The sequence below is a fragment of the Neobacillus terrae genome (assembly GCF_011393025.1).
GTDB classification, from domain to species: Bacteria; Bacillota; Bacilli; order Bacillales; family Cytobacillaceae; genus Neobacillus_A; species Neobacillus_A terrae.
The window spans coordinates 298334-321428 of the sequence record NZ_JAAOEO010000006.1; the positions used below are offsets into that span (position 1 = coordinate 298334).

Annotated in this window: 24 protein-coding genes and 1 pseudogene; 9 read left to right on the top strand and 16 right to left on the bottom strand. The window is 37.3% G+C overall.

From position 1 onward, the window contains the following. Window positions 1-117: 117 nt before the first annotated feature. A complete protein-coding gene (locus tag G8761_RS11695) occupies window positions 118-297 on the top strand; it encodes an H-type small acid-soluble spore protein (protein ID WP_166026783.1) in 180 nt (59 codons plus the stop codon). A gap of 39 nt (window positions 298-336) precedes the next feature. Here the strand turns inward: G8761_RS11695 and G8761_RS11700 are convergent, their stop codons facing one another. The 7 genes from G8761_RS11700 to desA all read right to left on the bottom strand — a co-directional run bounded on the left by G8761_RS11700 (window position 337) and on the right by desA (window position 6755). Further along, window positions 337-858: a hypothetical protein gene (locus tag G8761_RS11700; protein WP_166026785.1), complete on the bottom strand. Its 522-nt coding sequence runs from the start codon at window positions 856-858 to the stop codon at window positions 337-339. 466 nt (window positions 859-1324) lie between these two features. Beyond that, window positions 1325-2047 (bottom strand): 7-carboxy-7-deazaguanine synthase QueE, encoded by a 723-nt coding sequence (gene queE, locus G8761_RS11705; RefSeq protein ID WP_166026787.1) that lies wholly within the window; start codon window positions 2045-2047, stop codon window positions 1325-1327. Beyond that, window positions 2040-2516, bottom strand: a complete 477-nt coding sequence (gene queD / locus G8761_RS11710) for a 6-carboxytetrahydropterin synthase QueD (RefSeq protein WP_166026789.1) — start codon at window positions 2514-2516, stop codon at window positions 2040-2042. Before queD ends, queE begins: the two co-directional genes overlap by 8 nt. Before the next feature lie 3 nt (window positions 2517-2519). Continuing rightward, on the bottom strand, window positions 2520-3182 hold the full coding sequence (gene queC, locus G8761_RS11715; protein ID WP_166026791.1) for a 7-cyano-7-deazaguanine synthase QueC: 663 nt from the start codon (window positions 3180-3182) through the stop codon (window positions 2520-2522). 679 nt (window positions 3183-3861) lie between these two features. Beyond that, entirely contained in the window at window positions 3862-4461 is a 600-nt protein-coding gene (locus G8761_RS11720; protein WP_166026793.1) for a response regulator transcription factor, read from the bottom strand. Then, the gene (locus tag G8761_RS11725) at window positions 4458-5591 is read right to left on the bottom strand and encodes a sensor histidine kinase (RefSeq protein WP_166026795.1); all 1134 of its coding nucleotides are present in this window, start codon (window positions 5589-5591) and stop codon (window positions 4458-4460) included. Before G8761_RS11725 ends, G8761_RS11720 begins: the two co-directional genes overlap by 4 nt. A 132-nt stretch (window positions 5592-5723) precedes the next feature. Further along, the gene (gene desA, locus G8761_RS11730) at window positions 5724-6755 is read right to left on the bottom strand and encodes a Delta(5) desaturase DesA (RefSeq protein WP_166026797.1); all 1032 of its coding nucleotides are present in this window, start codon (window positions 6753-6755) and stop codon (window positions 5724-5726) included. A 265-nt stretch (window positions 6756-7020) separates the two neighbouring features. On the opposite strand from desA, the gene G8761_RS11735 reads away from it, so the two are divergent. The 3 genes from G8761_RS11735 to G8761_RS11745 all read left to right on the top strand — a co-directional run bounded on the left by G8761_RS11735 (window position 7021) and on the right by G8761_RS11745 (window position 9349). Continuing rightward, window positions 7021-7503 carry a DUF2243 domain-containing protein gene (locus G8761_RS11735; protein WP_166026799.1) on the top strand — a complete coding sequence of 161 codons (483 nt, stop codon included), beginning with the start codon at window positions 7021-7023 and terminating at the stop codon, window positions 7501-7503. Between the two features lies 1 nt (window position 7504). Further along, window positions 7505-8278, top strand: coding sequence for a cytochrome c oxidase assembly protein (locus G8761_RS11740; RefSeq protein WP_166026801.1), 774 nt, complete (start codon window positions 7505-7507; stop codon window positions 8276-8278). Window positions 8279-8434: 156 nt separating this feature from the next. Continuing rightward, window positions 8435-9349, top strand: coding sequence for an EamA family transporter (locus G8761_RS11745; RefSeq protein WP_166026803.1), 915 nt, complete (start codon window positions 8435-8437; stop codon window positions 9347-9349). Window positions 9350-9543: 194 nt separating this feature from the next. Here the strand turns inward: G8761_RS11745 and G8761_RS11750 are convergent, their stop codons facing one another. The 4 genes from G8761_RS11750 to G8761_RS11765 form a co-directional block, all read right to left on the bottom strand. Next, window positions 9544-9936 (bottom strand): DoxX family protein, encoded by a 393-nt coding sequence (locus G8761_RS11750; RefSeq protein WP_166026805.1) that lies wholly within the window; start codon window positions 9934-9936, stop codon window positions 9544-9546. 157 nt (window positions 9937-10093) lie between these two features. Further along, a complete protein-coding gene (locus G8761_RS11755) occupies window positions 10094-10585 on the bottom strand; it encodes a DUF421 domain-containing protein (protein WP_166026807.1) in 492 nt (163 codons plus the stop codon). A 160-nt stretch (window positions 10586-10745) separates the two neighbouring features. Further along, window positions 10746-11321: a GNAT family N-acetyltransferase gene (locus G8761_RS11760; protein WP_166026809.1), complete on the bottom strand. Its 576-nt coding sequence runs from the start codon at window positions 11319-11321 to the stop codon at window positions 10746-10748. A 516-nt stretch (window positions 11322-11837) separates the two neighbouring features. Continuing rightward, window positions 11838-12344, bottom strand: coding sequence for a GNAT family N-acetyltransferase (locus G8761_RS11765; protein ID WP_166026811.1), 507 nt, complete (start codon window positions 12342-12344; stop codon window positions 11838-11840). 250 nt (window positions 12345-12594) lie between these two features. Between G8761_RS11765 and G8761_RS11770 the strand changes: the two genes are divergently transcribed. Then, window positions 12595-12831, top strand: coding sequence for a hypothetical protein (locus tag G8761_RS11770; RefSeq protein ID WP_166026814.1), 237 nt, complete (start codon window positions 12595-12597; stop codon window positions 12829-12831). Window positions 12832-13215: 384 nt separating this feature from the next. Here G8761_RS11770 and G8761_RS11775 read toward each other — a convergent pair. Then, window positions 13216-14464, bottom strand: a pseudogene (locus G8761_RS11775) (Nramp family divalent metal transporter). A 1049-nt stretch (window positions 14465-15513) separates the two neighbouring features. On the opposite strand from G8761_RS11775, the gene G8761_RS11780 reads away from it, so the two are divergent. After that, window positions 15514-15714 carry a ChaB family protein gene (locus G8761_RS11780; RefSeq protein ID WP_166026816.1) on the top strand — a complete coding sequence of 67 codons (201 nt, stop codon included), beginning with the start codon at window positions 15514-15516 and terminating at the stop codon, window positions 15712-15714. A gap of 20 nt (window positions 15715-15734) precedes the next feature. Here the strand turns inward: G8761_RS11780 and G8761_RS11785 are convergent, their stop codons facing one another. Beyond that, window positions 15735-16106, bottom strand: a complete 372-nt coding sequence (locus tag G8761_RS11785; RefSeq protein ID WP_166026818.1) for a VOC family protein — start codon at window positions 16104-16106, stop codon at window positions 15735-15737. Between the two features lie 164 nt (window positions 16107-16270). On the opposite strand from G8761_RS11785, the gene G8761_RS11790 reads away from it, so the two are divergent. Next, window positions 16271-17716, top strand: coding sequence for a cadherin-like beta sandwich domain-containing protein (locus tag G8761_RS11790; RefSeq protein ID WP_166026820.1), 1446 nt, complete (start codon window positions 16271-16273; stop codon window positions 17714-17716). A 213-nt stretch (window positions 17717-17929) separates the two neighbouring features. On the opposite strand, the gene G8761_RS28065 is transcribed toward G8761_RS11790, so the two are convergent. From G8761_RS28065 to G8761_RS11805, 3 genes are all read right to left on the bottom strand, one after another. Further along, window positions 17930-18154 (bottom strand): histidine phosphatase family protein, encoded by a 225-nt coding sequence (locus G8761_RS28065; protein ID WP_166026822.1) that lies wholly within the window; start codon window positions 18152-18154, stop codon window positions 17930-17932. Between the two features lie 65 nt (window positions 18155-18219). Beyond that, window positions 18220-18627 carry a type VII toxin-antitoxin system MntA family adenylyltransferase antitoxin gene (gene mntA / locus G8761_RS11800; RefSeq protein ID WP_207789194.1) on the bottom strand — a complete coding sequence of 136 codons (408 nt, stop codon included), beginning with the start codon at window positions 18625-18627 and terminating at the stop codon, window positions 18220-18222. Between the two features lie 1134 nt (window positions 18628-19761). Continuing rightward, on the bottom strand, window positions 19762-19980 hold the full coding sequence (locus G8761_RS11805; RefSeq protein ID WP_166026826.1) for a hypothetical protein: 219 nt from the start codon (window positions 19978-19980) through the stop codon (window positions 19762-19764). A 795-nt stretch (window positions 19981-20775) separates the two neighbouring features. Between G8761_RS11805 and G8761_RS11810 the strand changes: the two genes are divergently transcribed. Together G8761_RS11810 and G8761_RS11815 are read left to right on the top strand one after the other, a co-directional pair. Beyond that, window positions 20776-22668, top strand: coding sequence for a DEAD/DEAH box helicase (locus G8761_RS11810; protein ID WP_166026828.1), 1893 nt, complete (start codon window positions 20776-20778; stop codon window positions 22666-22668). Window positions 22669-22708: 40 nt separating this feature from the next. Further along, a complete protein-coding gene (locus tag G8761_RS11815) occupies window positions 22709-23041 on the top strand; it encodes a hypothetical protein (protein ID WP_166026830.1) in 333 nt (110 codons plus the stop codon). Window positions 23042-23095 lie beyond the last annotated feature (54 nt).

Below are 23095 nucleotides of genomic sequence, written 5' to 3' on the forward strand. Positions count from 1 at the left end.
CTCTCCCTTGAAAAAGTCTTTATCAATACTTATTCAAGAGGATTAAAGAGAATACATAAATGAAAAATCTTATAAAAGAAAGCTAAAAGGGGAAGCTACTATGGGAGGTGCAGCAGAATGGAACTAAACCGAGTCAAAGAAATTATCAATTCAATTGATGAAATCAATGTGCACTATCACGGAATTCCTGTGTGGATCGAAAACATTGATGGTACCGCGAGCATGGCAATGGTTTCTGAGCGAGGAAGCCACGATGAACGGCGTATGGTTTCTATTGATGAACTTGAGGAGAAATAGAAAAATCCCGGGCACTTAAGTCCGGGATTTTTTGCTGTTTTATTTTACAACCTGAAGAAGATTGGTCGGTAAGTATCCTTTTTCACCTGATTCTTTCACTTTTACTTTGGTACGGCGAATGTCTCTTTCAAGAATTTCTACTTCACTATTCTTTTTTATTTCTTTTACCTTTTTATCTTTTTCAATATTTTTCACACCATCGAAATCGTTGACTTTAATCAGCTGATATAATTCATCATATGCTTCTGGAGTCTGAGCCAGATATGCATCCTTCTCAGTTTTTGCCTTATCGCCTTTTTGAAGAGTGTTTTCCTTAACCTCTTTTTCCCCTTTTTTATAAGTATCCTTCATATTTTGAACTATTACAGGGGTTTCTTTCTTAACCGCTGCAGCTGCTTCTTTAGATTTTTCCTTCACCTTGCTCGCAGCTTCTTTTGTTTGCTGTTCCGTCTTTTTCATGCCCTCTTCTGTTTTACTGGAGGCTTCTTCCTTGCTGCATCCGGTAAAAATCAACAAGCTTAATGCTAAGGGCACAGATAGTAATTTTATTTTATTAGCCATCGGGTTATCCTCCTTTTACGTAACGATACCCGCGCTATCCTCTATAAAACATATAAGTATTTTTTAGCTAAAAAATCTTTCGTTTTGGACATAACAAAAACCACCATTCTGTTTCAACAGTGGTTTTAAATTTAAATCCAATAGTACCGGCTCCACCTACGCCTAATACCGTGATAGCCACACATGCTATCCCCACTGATGTGTATTACCATGGTTGTTATATATTATATGTACCCGGTTTAGTGAGGGTTAAACCTCCTATGTATTCAAGGTTTTCTCTATTACTTTTCACATATGCTAGCATATGAAGTAATTCTCTACAAAGCTACGCGCTTTGTCGGGACACCAAGATCCATTTCTCTATATACTGAAAGTTTTCGTTGCATACTTCTAGTTGATTTTTGAATTTCAACCCATGCAAAAAGCGTGCAGAAATAGTCCATTTGGACATTTTCTGCACGCTTTTTTATACCCCGCGCTTGTTGCCCCATACATACGTATGCAGCTGGGGAAGAACTTTTACATCGTTAAGATTGGAGTCTTCACAGACTTTATTGATTAACCAGTCATATTTGTCAAGCAGTTTTTGAAGGAGAAGATTGTTGTCGGCGGTTATGATATCATCATTTCCGACCTGAAGATAAAATGGAACCCCTGGGTACCTTTTATATAGCTTTTTCGCATAATCAAAGTCAGCGTCGTCAAAAATAACCACCTTTAAACTAAAGTTTTGGCCTGATTCTCTCAGATTGGCAACTATAGTATCTAAAACTTCAAAATTAGTGGCCATTTTAGAGCTTGGTGGTTTTGGGGAAAGCGTCAGTTCATCAATATCCAAAAACCAATCCTGCCAGCGGCTTCCCTGTGTTTCGAGACAAATCTTAATATCATTTTCCTGTAGGATAGCAATTAAACTATCCAGATTTTTCAATAGAGCAGGATTGCCTCCGGAGATGGTAACACAGGAAAAGCGATTTCCGCCAGTGGCTTTTAATTCTTCCCAAATTTCCCTTGCTTCCATTTGCCTAATTAATTCTTTTCCTGAACCATCCCAGGTAAAAGATGAATCACACCAGGCGCAGGAGTAATCACAGCCAGCAGTTCGGACAAACATAGTCTTTTGGCCGATTACCATGCCCTCTCCCTGTATGGTCGGGCCAAAAATTTCCATTACGGGAATTTTACTCAACTTCCATCCACTCCCGTCTTGCCTCCGCATAGCTTGTTGGCGTTTCAAACAGGCGGACAAATTCCACACGTGCTCCGTCATAATGTTCTTCTCTATATTTTATGGCCTCTGCCATCTTTTCATAAATCCACACAACCATATTTTCAGCTGTTGTATTCATTGGCGGAAGCGTTTCATTTAAGTATTTATGATCAAGGAAAATCTCAATCTCCGATTTCCAAATTTCTTTAATATCGCCAAAATCAATCATCAGGCCGCGTTCGTCCACAAAGCCGCTTAAACCAAAGATAACCTTATAAGTGTGGCCGTGGAGATTTTTACATTTTCCTTCGTATGCATGTAGATGATGGGCGGAATCAAAAGTGAACTCCTTACTGACAAGGACCCTTTTATGATGATATTTTAATTGGCTGAGCTGGATGTCTTCATCTATTTTTTGCAGTTTATCAACAATACGGAAACCGTACATGCCCTACAGCCCCTTCCGCTCTTCCAGATAATCATCCAGACCTTTTTTCCTCAGCTTGCAGGCCGGACATTCGCCGCATCCGTCGGCCACAATTCCGTTATAGCAGGTAAGTGTTTTTTCCCGGACAAAATCAAAGGCACCAAGCTCATCAGCAAGCTTCCAGGTTTCTGCCTTATTGAGCCACATTAAAGGTGTGTGGATAACAAACTGTTCATCCATGGATAGGTTTAAGGTTACATTCAGAGATTTAACAAATATGTCTCTGCAGTCGGGATAACCGCTGAAATCTGTTTCGCAAACTCCTGTAATAATATGCTTGGCGCCAATCTGGCTTGCCAGAACACCTGCAAAAGACATAAACAGGAGATTGCGCCCTGGTACAAAGGTAGATGGAAGCTCTCCATTTTCCCCTTCCTTTACGGCTATGTCATCTCGTGTAAGGGCGTTAGGAGCCAGCTGATTTAATAGGCTCATATCAAGAATATGGTGTTTTATTCCAAGTTCCTTTGTTATATTTTTCGCACATTCAATTTCGGTGATATGTCTTTGGTTATAATCAAAAGTTACAGCGACAACCTCAGCAAATTGCTCTTTTGCCCAAAAAAGGCAAGTCGTGCTGTCCTGACCACCGCTGAATACTACAACTGCTTTTTCATCTTTTAACATATAGAATTCTCCTTTAACGAAAAAACAGCACTACTAAGAAAGCAGTACTGTTTTCCCTAGTTTTTTCGAGAGGGTAGCTAGAACCTCTTCCGTCCTTACGGATACTATTTCATTCACAAAATCTATTCTACCATAATATTAATCTTTTTAGGGAAAACTTTTTCACCATAAATAACAGCTGTGTAAGTGTGACAGAGAATTATATGAATGATGAAACACGGTTATTCGTATAGAGGCTAAGAAAAATTATCCTATATCATAATTTCGTGCGAATTAAATTCATGGATGCTTTCCTTGTGCTATCGCATTTCCTTCGTGCGGTGATTATTCGGAATGCCATTTCTATGTCCTGTGGGAAAGCGGGTCAAGGGCGTAAAAGCACCGGGTGATAGAAGAACGGAAGGCCTTGTTCAGTCCTGACAAGCGCAGAAGGGCCTGGAGCTGAAGTGGGTCTTCACTTCAACAACGGCAGGCCTGAGGCAGTCTCGAGGGGCTTGGCGCTAAATTTGACAGGCTACCGAACCGCCAGCGGAAAGCGAGCGCCTCCTGACAGGCAAATGACGGCATTCCCTCCGATGATTCTTCAAGTGAGCTTTCCTTTGTGGAGCAGATCATCAGGCATCTAATAAAGCTTTAAATTAAAGAAAAAGGGCTGCTTTATACACAGCTCTTACTAAAATTATTTAAACCAGCCTTTTTCTTTGGAATGGGTTATGGCTTCTATTCGGTTTGTGACCTGTAGTTTATCCAAAATTGTGGAGATGTAGTTTCGAACTGTTCCAGTTGTAAGACTTAGCTTAGAAGCTATTTCCTTAGTATTTCGGCCGTCTGCAACCAGTTCTAGCACTTCCATTTCGCGTTCAGTCAGGGGGTTTTCTTCACTGTACAAATCATCCATTAACTCCGGTGCATAAATTCTCTTTCCAGCCATAACATTACGGATAGAGTTTGCCAATTCCTCACTTGGACTGTCTTTCAATAAGTAGCCGCGCACTCCTGCTTTAACTGCTCTCTGGAAATATCCTGATCTTGCAAAAGTAGTTAATATAATGACCTTGCAGTCTGTTTTCTTTAATTCCTCTGCTGCTTCCAGGCCATTTTTTCCAGGCATTTCAATATCCATAATACATACATCAGGCTTTAGCTCCTGGACAAGTCTGATCGCTTCACCGCCATCGTTTGCCTGGCCAACAACCTTCATATCGTCTTCCAAATTGAGAAGGGAACCCAAGGCCCCAAGAAGCAGCCTCTGATCTTCTGCAATAACGATGCGAATCATATACTTTCCTCTCCTTTGAAAAGCCTGACCATGTTTGGAACTTTAATAAAAAGAGTTGTTCCTTGGTCAACCTTAATATCCAAGCTTCCATTTACAAATTCCAAACGTTCCCGCATACCCGCCAAACCGCTTCCATTGCTGAAATTAATTTCATTTCCCGCAAGGCCGTTATCATGAACACTCATTACTGTTTTGCTGTCTGTTTGTTCAAAGATTACAGTACAAACAGTAGCCCCACTATGCTTGACCACGTTGGTAACAGCTTCTTTTAAACACATGCTTAAAATATTTTCAGTCAGCAGGGACACATTAGACAAGGAAAATTCCTCATCTATTACCAACTCAATTTGTGCTGCTTTAAGAATTTGTTTTACCATTACTATTTCATCCTTGAGCCGAATACCCCTCATTTCTGAGACCATTTTCCTAACTTCATTTAGAGCAGTTCTGGCGGTTTGCTGGACGTCTGCCAATTCCTCACGTGCTTTTTCAGGATCTTTATAAACCAGCCTTCGGGCAAGATCGCTTTTCAAGCCAATTAACGAGAGCTTTTGACCCAGCGTATCGTGAAGATCCCTAGCTATGCGCTGCCGTTCTTCCTGTTTTACCAATTCTGAAATTCTTTTATTCGCATCCTCCAGCTTCTCCTCAAGCTTTCCTCTCTCCTTGTGGTATCTCAAAGTAAATGGGAGAAGAATGATACTTATCCAAACAATAATTACAAATGGAACCTGTTTGATAAAAAGCTCCTGCCTGAGGGCGAATTGAAAATTAATAACGGCCGACATACCTACCAGATGGATAATATACAGCGTTAGAAAAGGAATTTTATTTTTAATATTGCCGATAAAATAAGCAAGAAAAAATGCAAAGTATATGTAGCTAAACAAAGCAGTCAGTGTAATGCTTATTGCAATAAGCAGGATGGTCCACAAATAAACAGGCCAGCCCTTCGATATAAAGGCAAATCGGTAGAAGACAAAGAACAAAAGCGTTAAAAATATTCCTATTACACTTTCCAGAGTTGATGGCTGCTGAAAAATAAAATAAAAAGGAAGGATACCAAGGATTGTCCATATGTAAGGTGATATTCCCGTATTTTTGAGTAAAAACCAATATCGTTTAAACATTTAATAATACTCCATCCATTTTTTCTATCCCTTATTTTACCACAAAAAAGGGCCACAAATGCCTTCTAAAATAGGATAAATATAAATCAATTTAAATTGAAAGACTCCCCTGTTAAGGGGAGCCACATTTGTTTAAATTTCAGGCTTCACATTTACCGAAAGGCTTTTTTTAGCGGCCTTTTTTACATCGCGGAAGGTAACAAAATTTTTCTTTTTCTCATCCCAAAGGCGGAATTTTAAAGAACTCAAGCTTGTTGCCAATGTGATTGTTGGAACATTCTGCAGAGGAACAGTGTTATTATGAGCCTCTTCTAGCTTGTAATTAGGGACTCTTGGACTTAAGTGGTGAACATGGTGGTAACCGATATTCCCAGTCAGCCATTGCAATAATTTTGGAAGCTTATAATAGGAGCTTCCTTCCACTGCTGCTTTAACATACTCCCATTCCCGGTCAGGCTCAAAGTAGCCATCTTCAAAAGTATGCTGCACGTAAAATAACCAGATACCAGCAGACCCAGAAATCATAAATATAGGAAGCTGAACTAACAGGAAATTTTGCCAGCCGATTGCCCAGCAAAGAAGTGCAGCTGCTCCAGCAAGTAGTACATTTGTAAGATACAAATTCATACGTTCCTTTTTTCTCGCTCCTTTACGGTTAAAGCGATTTTTCAATAGGAAAACGTAAATGGGACCTATGCCAAACATTACGAGCGGATTACGATAAAATCGGTAAGCTATTTTTAATAAAAGTGGTGCAGCTAAATACTCTTCAACCGTCATGGTCCACATGTCGCCTGTTCCCCTCTTGTCCAAATTGCTGCTTGTTGCATGATGAACAGAGTGGTCATGAGCCCACTGATCATAAGGGAATAGAGTTAAAACTCCTGTTATCGTTCCAATTATTCGATTAGCTGTACGGTTTTTGAAAAATGAGTGATGGCAGCAGTCATGGAAAATAATGAAAATCCTTACTAGAAAACCTGCTGCAGCAATAGAAATGCCCAATGTTAACAAATAAGAAATTGAAAGGCTTTTATATGCCAAATACCAAAGGGCGATAAATGGCGCCAACGTATTAAACAACTGAATGATACTATCTCTTGTCAATGATTTTTCATAAGGGGCGACCTGTTTCTTTAAATTTTTCGTATTCTGTTCCAACATTTTTGCATTATTCCCCTTTCGTTTCTTTCTTAATTTAAGTATAGGAAAAAGATTATATTCTTACTAGTAGCAGGTATCATATCCTGCATATGATAAATGTCATATACAGTGCCCTAGAAATCATATTTTTAATTCCTTTTTAAAAATTTCCCGTTTTGCTTGCTAATAAACTTACTATTTTTTCCTTATATCATTTCCAATGTTACAGTTTATTTTAAACCTTAGGGGGTAAAATGGATAATAATAGAAGGTAAGAAGGGATAATATGAGGAATAACGCTACTTCTGATAATTATAGATACTCTTCACGCAATGTCTGGTCAGGAATTTTATTTGGTATTGGAATTGCTGCCTTCATTGATGAATGTATTTTTCACCAGCTGCTTCATTGGCATCATTTTTACGATAATTCGACTACTGCTGTCGGTCTTGTATCTGATGGCCTGTTTCATGCATTTAGCTGGTTTGCAACCATTGCCGGTTTATTTTTATTTGCGGACCTCCGCCGCCGGAATGTCCTTTGGGCTGGTAAATGGTGGGGCGGAGTTTTACTTGGTGCAGGTGGATTCCAATTATATGATGGTACAATACAGCACAAGTTATTGAGAATCCATCAAATCCGTTATTATGTAGATATTCTGCCATATGATTTAACATGGAATATACTTGCGGTTATCATGACGGTTTTGGGTATACTCCTTATTCTTCGTGCAAAACAGCAGTCTCTTAAAACTAGAGGAACAAACTAACATGAGTCATAACCATGATTTCAGTAATCTTCTTTGGACTACTTTTTTGGCCAGCGGAATTCTTGTTTATGTTTTTGCGGGATTATATTCAAGCAGGAAGCTGAAAAATTGGCCGATCCACCGTTATATTTTTTGGATAATCGGTACCCTTTCCCTCATTATTGGAGCATTTTTAATGGGTAAACCATCGCACCATTCCTTTGGCACTCATATGCTGATCCATTTGCTTATTGGTATGATATCGCCATTATTTCTTGTTCTTTCAGCACCGATGACATTAATTTTGAAATCCTTAAATGTATCTCATGCAAGAATTGTGACCTGTGTTTTAAAAAGTAAGCTCATTAATTTTTTTATAAATCCTTTTGTAGCTGCTGTTATGAATGCTGGGGGCCTTTGGCTCCTTTATACCACTGGACTTTATACAAAAATGCAGGCGAGTGCCTTGCTTCATGTCCTTGTGCACCTGCACCTGTTTCTGGCCGGTTATCTTTCAGCTTTATCGATTATATATATCGACCCTGTTCACCGCCGGTATAGTTTTAAAATTCGTGCTATTGTTCTCGTGGCAACCATTGCAGCCCATGATATTCTCTCTAAATTCATTTATGCCCATCCGCCAAAGGGAGTTAGTCTAAATGAAGCACACTCAGGTGCAATGCTTATGTATTATGGAGGGGATGCGGTAGAACTTATCATTCTTATTGTTTTATGTTATCAATGGTTTAAGGCTGAAAAACCGCGCAAATCCTATGTTTTAGCAAATGACCCTTAGGAATTGAGTGCCTATTTAATTTGAATCTGGCTGTCTGCTCCATGAGGGACAGCCTTTAGTCTGTTTATAGAAGATTGTATTTTGAAAAATTTTTCTCCTTTATTTGGCTGTCATGATAAAATAAGTTTAGTTTTTTTAAAATAAAGGAGGGTTGTTATGAGTTCAAATGGAGCTGTTATTCCTTTTCCACGCTCGAAAGGCATAATTTTGGTTTTAATTGCTGCAACTTTCTGGGGAGTTTCTGGTACTTTTGCTCAATATCTTTTTCAGATAAAAGGCTTTACCGCCAGCTGGCTCGTAGTAACCCGATTGCTTATATCAGGTGTAATCCTTCTCTTTTATTCCCATGCAGTAAAAAAACAAAATATCTTCAGTATTTGGAAAGCCCGTAAGGATAGAGTGAAGCTTCTGGTATTTGGTATTTTGGGGATGCTTGGGGTCCAATATACATACTTTTTGGCTATTGAGCATGGCAATGCAGCAACTGCCACTGTTCTCCAGTATTTAGCTCCTGTTCTAATTGCATGCTATGTATGTTTAAAATTAAAAATACTGCCTGCTAAATATGAATTAGCTGCTATAATCCTCGCTCTATTGGGAACCTTCCTGCTTGTAACAAACGGAAATGTACACAGTATGTCGATATCGGGAGAAGCATTTTTCTGGGGTATTCTATCCGCTTTTGCCCTCGCTTTCTATACACTTTATCCGGGAAAGCTTCTTAATAAATGGGGATCTTACATAATTGTAGGCTGGGGAATGCTTATTGGAGGAATTTGTTTCTCCTTTATCAATCCTCCCTGGGTTTTTCAGGGAAATTGGTCGTTTTCTTCATTTATAGCCGTTGTAGCAGTCGTTCTGCTGGGAACCGTAATAGCTTTTTTTTGTTACATGGAAAGCCTTAAATATTTAAGTGCTTCTGAAACCAGCCTACTTGCCTGTGCGGAACCACTATCAGCTGCATTTCTCTCGGTTGCCTGGCTGCATGTTCCTTTCCGTACTGCTGAATGGGTAGGTACTTTCTGTATAATCGCCACAATTATGATTTTATCAGCTGTAAAAAAACAATAATCATGATAAAGCCGCCGAAATCTATTCTGGCGGCTTTTTCTACGTTATCCATAAATCTGATCGCACGTCGGACAGGAAAGGAAAACTTCGTAAGCTTTACCTTGGACGAACTTTTCGATAGATGTTTGATTTGGAGTGTGATATACGCAGCTACTGCTCTGATCTCACCTAAAGGCTCGGATACCCTAGTATCTTTACCATCCACCTAATGAATAATGCCCGGGGCCAATTAAGGCCATGGCTACAGCAACAACAATTAAAAAGAGGTTATATTCAAATCCTCCCGCTGTAACTGAAAAGCCTTTCGGGCCGTGGACTTTAACAATAGAACCGATCATCACAATAACAATAAGCAATGCTCCAAGCGGTAAATATATTCCTAAGACAAATAAAATCCCTGACAATAACTCTGCTATACCGCTAAAGGCAGCAATCGCTTTTCCAGGCTTTATCCCTATGGATTCAAACCAGCCTCCTGTCCCCTGAATTCCGTGCCCTCCAAACCATCCAAATAGTTTCTGTGAACCATAATAGACAAATACAAATCCAACCATCAGGCGGATAAGAAGTAATCCCAAATCTGCCATGCCATCAGCCTCCAAAAATATTATCCACTATTTTTGTAATTCCCCAAAAATATGATATTAATACATTTTTTCAGGCAAACTTCGGGCTAATAAAAGTATGACCTCCTAAAAATCCGAAGAAAAGGCAGCCCTCAGGATGCCAGCAAATCAGCATATATTATGTTTTTATGTTCAAATCTCTTCTGGTAACTGGCTGGTATTCAGGAAATTTTTTTACAGAAATCGAACCATCTGCTTCGAGATAGACCTTGTCTACTTCATTAAAAGAAAATATGCTTAGCTTCCTTAATGATTCTTTCAATTGGGCAAGGTCTATATCACATTTTTCCAGTGCATGTTTATCAATTATTCCATTTTCTATTAAAAGAACTTTATCTCCACTCATAATCTTTTCAAATTTATCTGAATGGTCCATGAGCTTATCAAATATTATTTTTATGACACACCATAACAGAAGTGCTGCCAGGATATAATACCATTTTACTTTGCTGTCATATAAGCCATTTCCGAAGATTTCAGAAAGCATGATGCTCCATATAAAATCAATCGGAGTTATATTTTTAAGTCCTTTTACACCTGAAACTTTTAAGCAAAAAAGAAGTGCTGCAAAACCCATTATAAGTTTTAAAAGAATGATTACCAGTTCCATTATTTCACCCTCTTATCTTTTTGGTTACTTTCGTGTAGTTTCTCCCTAATGATTTTTTACCCTTGCCATTTGACAATAAACAAAGCTGCCACCAGGTTCTATGGAAAGTTAACCAGATATAGGAATAAAGAACTTAATGATTCTCCTCATTCAGATTGATTTAATGATCGGTATGAACAACTATTCTATCTCTTCTAAATTGATGTTGTTCCCATTCTTCCCTTAACAGCCCCATTCTGATGGAGTCATAGTAATTACCATTATAGAAACGAACCTTGCGAATCCTTGCTTCAAGAATCATCCCTATTTTTCCTCCAAGTTTCATCATCCGCTTATTTCCTGACCAGGTGGTGAATCCAACCCTAACTAAAGGCATGGTGTTGAATAAATGATCTATCCACATTTTGAATGCTCTGGTTCCATATCCGCCGTTCCAATACTCGGGTTTATAAATGACAATCCCCATTTCAAGCCATTTTGAAGGCTTATGTTCCCAGTAATAATTAACCGCTCCTATAATATTCCCTTCAGCGACAATTACCCAGCGGTGATCCTGATTTATCCAATAATTCTTCTCAAGAATAAATTGCTCATATGTTAAGGCCTTGTGTTCAAAGTAAGGAGCATCCCACTTTTTCCATTCCGGAGATGATTCTTTAAAAGCTAGCTCCCAGATAGCTCGCAAATCTTCCTCCATAATTGGCCGGATGGTCAGTTCATTATCTTTGTAATTCATGTTATAACCCCCTTAGTTTCTGTTTTCAACAAATATTGAAATTTTCCTTTATTTTTTAAAAATTTGACTCTGTGTTGATTTTCGCTCACGGCGCTCGCTTTCCACGGGCGATCCGGGAGCTTGTAAAACTACAGCGCCAAGCCCCTCGGGATCGCTTCATCCCTAACGTTCAAGTAAAGGGCGCTTCCATTCATCTTTCTCCTCGGCGCCTTGCACCTGCGGGGTCTCTCATGGCCCGCTTTACCAGCTGAAGTCTCACGCTTTCCGATCCAATCAACATAGCTCAAAAACAACAATATTCCTCCACCCACCCTAAATTTCGAACCAATTTCCTCTCGTTTTTGTCTGATAATTGCAGAGAAAAAGGGGTGAGTGATTGTCAGAGATGGTCCAAAAGGATGAACAAAACAAAGATTATTCATTTGAATCATTGGTAAATGGGAAAAGTCGATAATGATTGATTAAACAGATTAATAAAAAGAGGCCCCGCTGGAAACCAGGACCATAATAATCTTCTTATAAAAACTTTGTAATGAAAATATCATCTGCATATTGGTTTTCACCCAGCTTGGCGTGGCGTTTTTTCCGTCCCTCCTCCTCAAACCCCATTGTCTTATATAAGTGCATGGCACGAGGGTTGTTGGAAAATACCTCTAGTGAGATCTTCTCGTATTTTCCTTGCTTTATAGCCCATTCCAATAGGATTGTGATTAGCTTCTTTCCGATTCCCTTATTCGTATACGCTTCCTGTATACTCATACCAAACATTCCCTGATGGCTGAACTTTTTTCGTGTAGAAGGACTAAAGTTTAGCATGCCAACAATCTCGCCGTCTGTTTCCGCCACAATCAGCAAGCCCTCTTTTTCCTGCTTCTTTATCCACTCTCTTTCCTGTTCAACAGTTGTTGTTAACTCCTCTAAACTAGTAGCAAAAAATTGAGGATTTTCTCCCAAGACCTTTTTGGTATGCGTAATAAGTTGTTCTGCATCTTCTGCTGTGCCGATCCGGATGGTTGCCTCCATATAAGCCCCCTCCTCCCTAACATCTAAATATTTACTTAAGAATTACGTACAGGAAGTAAATTTTCCTTCTTTTTATAGAATTTTTAACCGCCAGCTAATTTAGTATCTGTAAAAAATAGGAAAAATTAGAGTATCTTATTCTTAAAAACTATGTTATCCTTAGTTGAATGACCAATACAAATGTTATATAGGGTCGTATTAGACTTTTCTGAGTCGGCTCCCCCTTATAATGGGAAGGAGAGTAATAATTATGTCGACCGACCACACGAGAAGCATGTTAGAAACGATGAAGTTATATCATCAATCCAAAATTGTTCAGACCTATTCACAGGACCAATCTCAAATTCTTTCCGTCCGTTATATCCCAGAAACCAACTGTTTTGAGGTTACTTTTTTTAAGATCAATGTCACCAAAACCTTTCCAGATATTATATCCACCATGAAGGCAATAGATAGTGCCATGAGAAATGAGTATCCTCTAATTTAAGTAGAGGATACTTTTTTGTTAAGCTCCGTTTAGCTTGATTGTTGGTTTTAGCTCCAAGACTCTCGCTTTCCGCGGGGGTTCGGAAGCCTGTCAAACTTCATCGCCTAGCCCCTCGAGGTAGCTTCAGTCCTGAAGTTGAAGTAAAAGAACGACTTTATCGTCAGGCCCTCCAGCGCTTGTCGTGGCTGAATTATGTACTTATGTTCTTCTTTCTCCTCGCACCAAAGCTCCTGATGAGATTCCCCTGAACCGCTTTCCCCACTGGAGTATCGTGTCCTTCCTCTTCAATCAACATAGTTAAAAATCAAAAATGTACTTTAACACAGCCTTTTGTTAAATAGGGATTGTTTAAAAAAAGACCGCATTCAATGACGGTCCATTCCACTAAAATATTAATCTGTATAACAGAAGAAGATTTAATCCTACAACCAGAATGGCAATCATCCAGGCTAGGATTTTTGTTATAGTTCGATTGACTAGTTCGCCCATCAATTCTTTTTGCTGGTAAAAATAATCAAAGGTACAATGGCAAAAGCAATTCCGAAGGATAGAACTACCTGACTCATAACAAGAGCGTTTGATGCATTTACGCCAAAGCCTATAATACATAAAGGCGGAATTATGGTGATTACCCGGCGCAGGTATATAGGAATACTTTTTTTAACAAACCCCTGCATAATTACATCACCGGACAAGGTCCCTACTGAAGAACTGGACAACCTGCAATAAGCAATCCTCCTCCGAAGAAAATCGCTGAATAAGGACCAATCAGCTTGCCAAATTGGTGATAGGCAGCCTGCAAATCATCAACATGGAGACCTTTGCTGTGAAAAAGAGCTGCTGCCACGACCAGCATACACATATTGATAACACCAGCAATGAGCATGGCTATTAAAATATCAATAAATTCAAATTTAAAAATTTGCTTTAATTCTTTCTGGGTATCCCCAACAATTCTGGATTGCGTTAAAGAAGAATGCAGGAAAATAGCATGAGGCATGACTGTCGCACCAATTATCCCAGCAGCGAGAAGGATGCTGTCGACTCCGTCGAATCTGGGCATTAATAATCCTTTTACTACCTGATTCGGATCTGGCTGAGTAAAGAAAATTTGAACGGCAAATGCCAGGACAACGAGACTTACAAGAGATGCAATAACAATTTCAAGCCAGCGAAATCCCCTTCGCTGCAGCTCCAATATGCCAAATGAAACAACTGCTGTAATCATGGCAGCCCAGAAAAGAGGTATACCGAAAATAAGATTAAGTCCCAATGCCGCCCCTATGAATTCAGCAAGGTCTGTTGCAATTATGACAATCTCACCCTGTATCCACAAAAAATAGTTAACTGGTTTCGGGAAATGCTCCCTGGCGACTTCCGGTAGATTTTTCCCAGTAGCAATGCCTAATTTTGCTGACATCGATTGTATTAGTAAGGCCATTAGGTTTGATAGTAAAATGACCCACAGCAGCATATAACCATACTTAGAACCAGCTGTTATGTTTGTTGCAAAGTTACCAGGGTCAATATAAGCAACAGATGCTATAAAGGCTGGTCCCAGAAAAGGGAGGATTTTCTTCCAGCCAGATTTTTCTTCGTTTATTTCTTCGATGTGAATCGATTTTTCTTCCACTAAACTCCCCCGTCTTGTTTTGATTTCTCAGTAGCTTTATCTTCTTTACCCCAAAACAGTTAGGAGAAACAACCCAGTTATTCTTAATTTCCCTTCTCTCTTTTAATTCAATGTCTTATATGAGTCAGCAGCCAGAATTTGAATTTCCCTTTCCTAATCCTGTACTCTTGGATCCCATTTCTTTATATCCCCGTATATTTCTTAGATAGCTAGTTTTCTAAAAAAATAGTATTTGCGGATTGGAAAGGATTGGTTTGTTTGTGATTTCCTGCTTTTATATAGTTTGATTATGAATAATAAACTGGTTGAATATCGATGAATGGTACAAGATTGATTAGCCACAACCTTTTTAAAAAGCGTAACCGAAAGGTATGGTACAGAAGCAGTCCAGAAGATGGGTGAATTTGTTCCTATGAGGGTTCATTTTTCCGAATGAGGTACAAAGCTTTCATGAGGCATTAAAGCATTTGAATTCCATTTTCCATTTAAATCATAGAAGCACTAAATATATCGGAGAGTATCTTCCGTTCATGTATATAAAGAACGAACCGTTCCTTTTCTGTAACACCCCTCACTATTCCTCTGCCCTTAATTACGGAATCATACAGGGACTTGCAAAAAAATTTAACCATACTTTGAAGACGACAGTTTAGAAAAAGGAGCATGGAGGACAATTGAATTTTGCAAGCTGGTTTCCAGGTTCCATATGTATGAATTTGATTTTGTTATTGTTTATTCTCAAGTACTTTTTTATTAGAAAAGGATCCTAAAATCTAAGCATTCTTTTATCTTGATTCATCATGGTTCCCACTTCGGATCTCTTGTATCGTTTGTAAGCCATTCTTGGTTTTTAACTCAATCAGATTTATTTCTGCTTCCCGTTTTTTATATGGCATATGAAAAACCAGAACCGAAAATAAAGAAGATTAGGCCTCCGCTAAATCAGCTATAATAATTCTTCAACTCCTTATGCAAATAAATCGAAAAGTTTATGACCACCCGTTATAGGAAATAAGTATGAAAACAGTATTTACTTAGGAGGTGTCGTTATGCCTTACAAATCCACAGAGAATTTGCCTGAATCTGTCAGAGAACATTTGCCAGACCATGCAAAGGAAATTTTCAAGGAAGCTTTTAACGCAGCCACCGAGGAATATCATGATGAAGAAACTGCCTTTAAAGTGGCCTGGAGCGCGGTCAAAAAGAAATATAAAAAAGGTGAAGATGGAGAATGGGTAGAGGCTGAGTAACAGCTCTGCCCTTTTTTACTTTAGCAATTACAGATCATAAGAACGTTACCATCTGGATCCTTTATATTAAACCAGGCAGTGTCCTCCACCCATTCTATCTCTCTGACAATCTCTATATTTCTATTTTTAATATATTGATATGCTTCCTCAATATCAGGAGCGAAAAAATTAAAAATTGGACTAGTGCTGATACTGTGTTTGAATTGTGGGTCAAAGCTATGATCATCCAGTGTTAAGGATGTAGTGCCGGATACTGGGATATTGTATACCGGTGATTGGACTTCCTCTAAATCTATCTCCAATCCCAGTAAGTCAGTATACCATTCTACTGCCCCTTTTAGGTTCGTCACATGTACAAATACGCCATTCATTTGATTTTTAACAGGAATCATTTTGTACCTCCTTTTTTATAAGTATATCCTTATTTTGTATTTAAAGGAAATTGTTTGGTGAATGGAGTACGGCTTCCTTTTGAAAAAATTAAGGAAAAATTAAGTATTCCATGCTATAGTCTTCCTAATTAAATTGCAAGAATTCTATTTAAGGAGGACTATGAATGCCTAATGGTAAAAGTTTTAAGGCAATAGCAGCAGTATCTGCGCTCGGACTAGGTCTTTCCGCTGCCATTCCATCCGCCTATGCTGCGACAGATCAAACCGAGAGTGCTATTGTCACTAACCAAGATGAGGAGCAAGTAAATAATCTCTTATCCAAGTTAGAAATAGAAGGAACAAAAATCGATCAAACCTTTTCATCTGATCTATTTCAATATTCGGCTACCGTTGAAAATAACGTTAAAGAAATAACCCTTACACTTGAAAGTAAAAATATTTCTGCGGTTATTACTGTTAATGATCAGGCATTGAAAAATGTTAATTCGGATACATACCTTCTTAAAACTGGAGAGAATAAATTTACGATAACGGTCAATGATGGCATTCATCCGGTGTCCACATATTCACTGACCGTAATTAGGAAACAAAACAGCAACAATACACTTAAAGGAATTACTCTTTCAAACGGTGAGCTTTCTCCAAACTTTGATCCAGAATTCACAGACTACAATGTTCAGGTTACCAATAAAACCGAAGAATTGACTTTATCAGCTGAAGCTGCTGAAAGTACTTCTTCAATCAAAATAAACAACACATTAATACAAGAAGCTGGTATGGCCATAAAGCTACCAGTCGGAAAAACAGATATCACTCTTTTAGTTACGGCAGAAAATGGTGATGAAAAATCATATATTCTTCATGTAACCAGGGCAGCAAAGCCAGATAGTGACTCTCCAAACTTGCCAGGCGGGCAGGCTCAAAATCCTCCAGCCAAAAGAACAAATAATACTGGATCTGGTAAACAAGGGACCAGTGGTTCCCTTTCACCAGGTACTTCCCGGAGTACTGGTACTTCCAGGAGTACTGGTACTTCCCGGAGTGCTGGTGGTTCCCGGAGTGCTGGTGGTTCAGGTCTTCAGGTTTCCTACCCGAATAGTCAAGGTTTAAAAACGCAGGGCTCTACTCAACAAACAGGGGCAGGAGTTGCAAAAGTAAGTACAGCTACTTTATCGTCACTAAACGTTTCTAATGGTACATTGAATACCCCTTTTTCAAGTGGTGAATATACTTACCATATTTCAGTTCCGGAAGATGTCTCTTCGATTACTCTTGATCCTGTAGCTAAATATAGTAGTGCTGCTTTTTTAATTGAAGGAAAAACAGTCAAAACCATTCAGTTAACAGGTACTAAGACTATCATAAGTGTCGTGGTCACAAGAGGAGTAGAACGAAAAACCTACACACTTGTATTTAATAAACCTGCAACTGAAACTACAGCTGTTACTAACACTAGTACTGATATTGATAATCAAACTGGAGATACAGTTTCTACCACAGAAGTTGCACCTTCGAAGGTTTTATCCGCCAGTAATGTGACTGGGAGATACAATAAACAACCTCTTTCCTTTTGGGGAAGAATAATAGATTTTATTAAAAACCTTTTTTAATTTTTTTTATTTTTCGGGGCTGGCATGAACTTTATAACAGCTCTTTTGATTCAGATTTATATCCAAAATTCAATCCTATTAGCGTAATTACGGCTCCGTCTCACATAAAGGTTCGGCAATATTCGAGTTTTCTTTAAAGACTGATGGCAGTTCGAAAAAGTCCCGTCATTATTTAAAAACCACAGATTTCCAGTCTGTGGCTTTTTCTTTTGATTATTTAGTAATTAGGTTTCGGTGGGAAGTGTCACCTTCAAGCAGGATAGAATAACCATCATTGCTTACCTCCACTATGGATAAACTTGTATCATATATAAATGGCGCAGCCCAGAGTGATTCAACCGGTTTATTTTTAAAAATTAAATATAAACATTTAATGGTTACAGAGTGAGTTACGATAAAGATATTACCGGAAGCATGTTTACTCTTTATTCGCTCCAAAAAGTTTAACAGTCCGAATCCGTCTAATACAACGTTCTATAATGGTTATTTTATTTAAAATAACATCATTTTTCATATATGGACCCGCTTTCGTCTATATTTTTTAATATTGTAGATCTTTCTTCGTTTAACTTTGCATACATCTTTAAAGCCATTAATTCAAATTCAGCTTTCTTTTTGTCATTAGTACAATAAATTGCTTTACCAGTATGTATAACTTGGGCTTTAAATACAGTACTTGCTCTTAATAAATCAATTAGATCTACATCTCGATTAAGCTTTGCTGCAAGTTCTTGAGCTACCATGAATATTTCGTATTTATCAAACTGTTTTTCACTGAGAAAAGCTATATCTATGTCACTGTCTTTATGTAAAGCCCCGGTCACGGTTGATCCGAATAATATGATTAAGAAAGGAGAAATCTTCTCGGATAAAAAATCAGTTATCATTTTTTCTAAATTGGTATCCAACAGTCAAATCCTCCTAAATTTTCTTAATAACAATTATAACAAATATATTATTAAATGTCCTATATAACTATTCGTAAAACAGGGATTATACGAATAGTTAAAAGAACATGTAAATTAAATGTTTGCAGATTCTCTACTGCTTCCCCCTTCAAATGAAATGTGAGGATAAGCTATTAATCGGCACTGCACTCTTATTAAAAATATTGAAGGGCATAAGCCTATCAAGGTTTTTTAAGTTGAAATAGATAAACTAATATTTATATATCTTGTGAATAGTTTGAGGAAAGATTTTTTACAAAATCTTGTTGAAGTTTTTGACTCATAAAATTAGTGCTTACAGGAACTTTTCTTGGTAATTAGACGATTTTTCTTTTGAATAGGTTTTGTTTTATAATTTTTTTATTAATAACTTTGTAGTTAACAGAAAAAAAAGCCCCTGATAATGGCAACTGTTAACATTGCATTACCTTTTGGATAGATTGTTCTACGAACCTGCCCTTTTAGCAAAATATGAAAAAGAAGGTGCTTCTGCAACACCTTTAATTAAGACAAGCCCCCGTTATCCTAAGTACAATACTTCAAAATCTATTTTAGTTCATTCCAAGTTATTATTTCAACATTGTCAATTTCGGCTTCTCCAAGACTTAAAAAATGTGGGACGTAGTGAAAAAATCCCAATCTATTGCCTTTACTTTTATTTGATTAATTTATGGGAATAAATAAAGCCTGCCATGTGGCAGGCCTATCAAATCCACTTTAACAGGTGGAATATTTATGACCCTTGTGTCCTCAATCCAAAAATTGATGACTCTTGTCCTTCCTCACGAAGACGACAAGGGTTGTTAGGAAAATCGGTGTTCCATTTAGCAGCATCCAAATCACCCCTGAAAGTTTAGTTAGTTCAAGTAAGTTAGCGATATTGGCGGATAATAAGCCTGCCCAAAGGACACCGGCAAACCATCCTTTTCCACTTAAATGAATTGACAACGATTTGAGGAAGTGTGGTACCGCCCCACAACCAATAAATTGGTAAGATAATTTCTTAATTAGAATAATATAAAACACAATTATTATCAAGGATTTTTCAAATTAGTTTGAATACTTCCTTTTTAATACGTTTGATAATTTTTTATCTTTTTAATTTTTTAAGGCAATTGATAATAATCGGCTGTATCCTTCTTCATCAAATTCAAATATTTTAGCTCCGTAATCGTAAATTTTATAATCACGATCTTTTAAGTTTTTTGCCCAGCATCTTGTTGGAACATTGTTAAATTGTTTATTATACATATCAGATCTTTCATTTAGTGCATCACAAGATAGATCCACAGTTTCCCAAATTCTGTTACTGCCCATGCGTGAAATTCTCTTGGCGGTTTCCAATCTTAAAATGTTGAAACCTTATTCCACTTTGATGACCCAGCAGCTACATAACTTTTTCCCCAAATTCATTTAACAAATCTTTTACTAATCTCGCAACATATAAACAAGTCTCACCTCTTGTATCTCCAACCTTATCAAGTGTAGATATCACTCTCCTAGAAATTCTTTTTTTACATCCTCCGGAGTATTCCCTTCTTTCGGAAAATAGCAACTATATTCAAAGCCTTTTCTGCTACCACACCGGCATAACTCTCCATTTACCATTGCTCCTCACCTCACATTTCTCTTTCATTTCTAACTAATATTTTTAAAGTCCTTTTCCCAACACTTTCTTTAATTCTTCTGGAATCAATTCTCTCAAAAATTTAAATGCCACCTTTACATGCGTAATTCAAGGAAGTAAGCTTACTCTTCATCTTCAATATGCCGAAGTGTTCTTTGTATTTATCCCACAATTGAGGATTATTTTCTTTCAGGATTCTCTGATTAAAACTCAATCCATACCCTTTTAACCTCAATCTTCGTTCCCCGTAATAAATAAGTTTTAGAAAATCGACCTTTTCTTCCGTTAATCTCTACTTTTAGCTATTTTACAAGTGAAAAAAATTTTCTACCCCCATTTTTATCTATATTAGACCCTGAAAGCTTTAAAATTGATTTTCCCATAATTATGTTCCTGAATAATAGCCCTAATATTGAAATATTTAACAATTGCATTTTTAAATAAAGTATAATAAAAATTAGGAAAATTTTTAAGGGGGTTTGAGCATGGCATTTCAATATAATGAAAATTATTTTATGGAATCTAATCCGTTAATTTATGAGAATGGTAACCTAAGAGAACCTCAGGTACAGGGATATTTTCACGTTTATGAAAATTTTGTCGTTAAACAAAAACTGTCACATGCGGTTATTGTTTTGCCTACTGGTGTTGGTAAGACAGGTTTAATGGCATTACTACCTTACAACATAAGTAAAGGAAGAGTTCTAATCATTGCACCACAAATCGTTATTAGGGAAACTGTTATCGATGCTTTGAATCCAGACAAGCCTGATAATTTCTGGATTAAAAGAAAAGTCTTCGATAGACCCCAAGATCTCCCGGCTTTAATTGAATTTGAAGGTAATAAGACGAACAAAGAAGTTCTTGAAGCAGCTAATATTGTTGTTGTAAATATCCAAAAATTACAGAGCAGACTAGATTCCTCTCCTTTGAATCATCTTCCTGAAGATTTTTTTGACATGATAATTATTGATGAAGCCCACCATTCCACTGCTCGAACTTGGGTTGAAACCACGCAACATTTTTCTAAAGCTAAAGTAGTCAAAGTGACCGGTACACCTTTTAGGACGGATAAGGAAAAGATTACTGGTGATTTAGTTTATAAATATAAACTAAGTCAAGCAATGGCTAATGGTTATGTCAAATCACTTGAAAACTTCACATATATTCCTGAAACACTTTACTTAACAATCGATGAAGATACTTCAAAAAAATATACTGTCGAAGAACTCAATGAATTAGGTATAAAGGATGAGGATTGGATTAGCCGTTCGGTAGCATATTCAATCGATTGCTCTAAGAGCGTAGTAGATCAGAGTATAGAAATGCTAGAAGCAAAATTAAAAAACACCCCAGTCCCTCATAAAATAATTGCTGTTGCATCTGATATCAAACAAGCTAAAGTTATTCAAGAACTTTATTATGAGCGCAATATCCCGACAACTATTATTCATAGTGACTTAACCGAAGAAGAAAAAGAAAAAGCATTTAGTGATATTAAAAATCATCGAGTAAAAGTAGTTATTAATGTTTCAATGTTAGGCGAGGGGTACGATCATCCTTATTTATCAATTGCTGCAATTTTTAGGGCTTTCAGAAACCCATTACCTTATGCACAATTTGTGGGACGCATACTTAGGTCAATTCCATTTGAGGAAACTGAAAAAGCAGATGACAATATTGGACAAATCATTTCGCATAAACATTTAGCATTAGAAGAACTCTGGGAATATTATAAAGAAGAAATTCAAGAAAGCGAGATAATTAAACATCTTAAAGACTTCGATATACTTGATCCTTCACCAGAGCCAGAAGACAAAGGAACATCTAAAGGGAGAGATCCAAGTATTGGTGGTGTGACTGAGGTTGGTAGCGGCAAGATAGTAGCAGATGTCTATTTAACAACAGAATTAATCAGACAAAAGAAAGCTGAAGATAGAAAACGAGAACAAAAAATACTTGAACTTCAAAAATTACTTCAAATTGAAAGAACAGCTGCTGAACGCATACTTGATACATCAGATAGTTCAGCAGCAGCAATTAAAAGACCTGATCTTTATTTTGCAAGTAAAAGGAAAGATATTGACGTAACAATAAAAGAAAGTATCGTTCCAAATTTATTATTAAAGTTTGATATTGATAAAAAAGCGATTAGTTTAAAGGATTGTGGCCTTTTTAGAGGTAATTATCATTGGATCCCAACAAGAATTAGAGATAATGGCGGTATGCTAGCAGTATACTTTAGTACTTACTTAAAAAGTGAGATAGGATATAGTAAGGGACAATGGACAATTGATGATTACGATATAGCCTACGAAAAGCTACCTCAAGTTGAAGAGTATGTAGAAAAAATACTTACGGACTATTTTAATGCTTGATTTTTTAAGGTAAGATGTTTATAAAAAGGAGGGTATTGTAGTGCAAAATAAAGTAAAAAAAATATATGAATTACTACATTCTCCTATTTTAACCCCATATAATTTACTCGAAAATGTTAAGCTCGATAGCTATAGTTATGTTAATTATTATAAAGGTGAAATAGGGATTATATGTGAAATGAAATGCACCGATCAAAATAGTATAGAAGCCAAATATTATTACCATTTTGATGAAAAAGACCATCTTTTTAAAGTCTTAATGGATTCTTCCGATGGTTGCCAAGTAGAATTATTTAACCGTAATAGTGAGTTGCAACAAGAAGTAAATAATTACTCTAGACAAAAATATCAAAACCTATCGGCTGTTAAATAATAAAAAATCACCGTCATTAGTACGGTGATTTTTTTGTGCATTATGATATTTCTT

Bases quoted from the DNA above. Each gene is read 5' to 3' on its own strand.
- G8761_RS11695 (WP_166026783.1), top strand. From the start codon at position 118: ATGGAACTAAACCGAGTCAAAGAAATTATCAATTCAATTGATGAAATC.
- G8761_RS11700 (WP_166026785.1), bottom strand. From the start codon at position 858: ATGGCTAATAAAATAAAATTACTATCTGTGCCCTTAGCATTAAGCTTG.
- queD (WP_166026789.1), bottom strand. From the start codon at position 2,516: ATGTACGGTTTCCGTATTGTTGATAAACTGCAAAAAATAGATGAAGAC.
- queC (WP_166026791.1), bottom strand. From the start codon at position 3,182: ATGTTAAAAGATGAAAAAGCAGTTGTAGTATTCAGCGGTGGTCAGGAC.
- G8761_RS11720 (WP_166026793.1), bottom strand. From the start codon at position 4,461: ATGATTCGCATCGTTATTGCAGAAGATCAGAGGCTGCTTCTTGGGGCC.
- G8761_RS11725 (WP_166026795.1), bottom strand. From the start codon at position 5,591: ATGTTTAAACGATATTGGTTTTTACTCAAAAATACGGGAATATCACCT.
- desA (WP_166026797.1), bottom strand. From the start codon at position 6,755: ATGTTGGAACAGAATACGAAAAATTTAAAGAAACAGGTCGCCCCTTAT.
- G8761_RS11735 (WP_166026799.1), top strand. From the start codon at position 7,021: ATGAGGAATAACGCTACTTCTGATAATTATAGATACTCTTCACGCAAT.
- G8761_RS11740 (WP_166026801.1), top strand. From the start codon at position 7,505: ATGAGTCATAACCATGATTTCAGTAATCTTCTTTGGACTACTTTTTTG.
- G8761_RS11745 (WP_166026803.1), top strand. From the start codon at position 8,435: ATGAGTTCAAATGGAGCTGTTATTCCTTTTCCACGCTCGAAAGGCATA.
- G8761_RS11750 (WP_166026805.1), bottom strand. From the start codon at position 9,936: ATGGCAGATTTGGGATTACTTCTTATCCGCCTGATGGTTGGATTTGTA.
- G8761_RS11755 (WP_166026807.1), bottom strand. From the start codon at position 10,585: ATGGAACTGGTAATCATTCTTTTAAAACTTATAATGGGTTTTGCAGCA.
- G8761_RS11760 (WP_166026809.1), bottom strand. From the start codon at position 11,321: ATGAATTACAAAGATAATGAACTGACCATCCGGCCAATTATGGAGGAA.
- G8761_RS11765 (WP_166026811.1), bottom strand. From the start codon at position 12,344: ATGGAGGCAACCATCCGGATCGGCACAGCAGAAGATGCAGAACAACTT.
- G8761_RS11770 (WP_166026814.1), top strand. From the start codon at position 12,595: ATGTCGACCGACCACACGAGAAGCATGTTAGAAACGATGAAGTTATAT.
- G8761_RS11780 (WP_166026816.1), top strand. From the start codon at position 15,514: ATGCCTTACAAATCCACAGAGAATTTGCCTGAATCTGTCAGAGAACAT.
- G8761_RS11785 (WP_166026818.1), bottom strand. From the start codon at position 16,106: ATGATTCCTGTTAAAAATCAAATGAATGGCGTATTTGTACATGTGACG.
- G8761_RS11790 (WP_166026820.1), top strand. From the start codon at position 16,271: ATGCCTAATGGTAAAAGTTTTAAGGCAATAGCAGCAGTATCTGCGCTC.
- G8761_RS11805 (WP_166026826.1), bottom strand. From the start codon at position 19,980: ATGGGCAGTAACAGAATTTGGGAAACTGTGGATCTATCTTGTGATGCA.
- G8761_RS11810 (WP_166026828.1), top strand. From the start codon at position 20,776: ATGGCATTTCAATATAATGAAAATTATTTTATGGAATCTAATCCGTTA.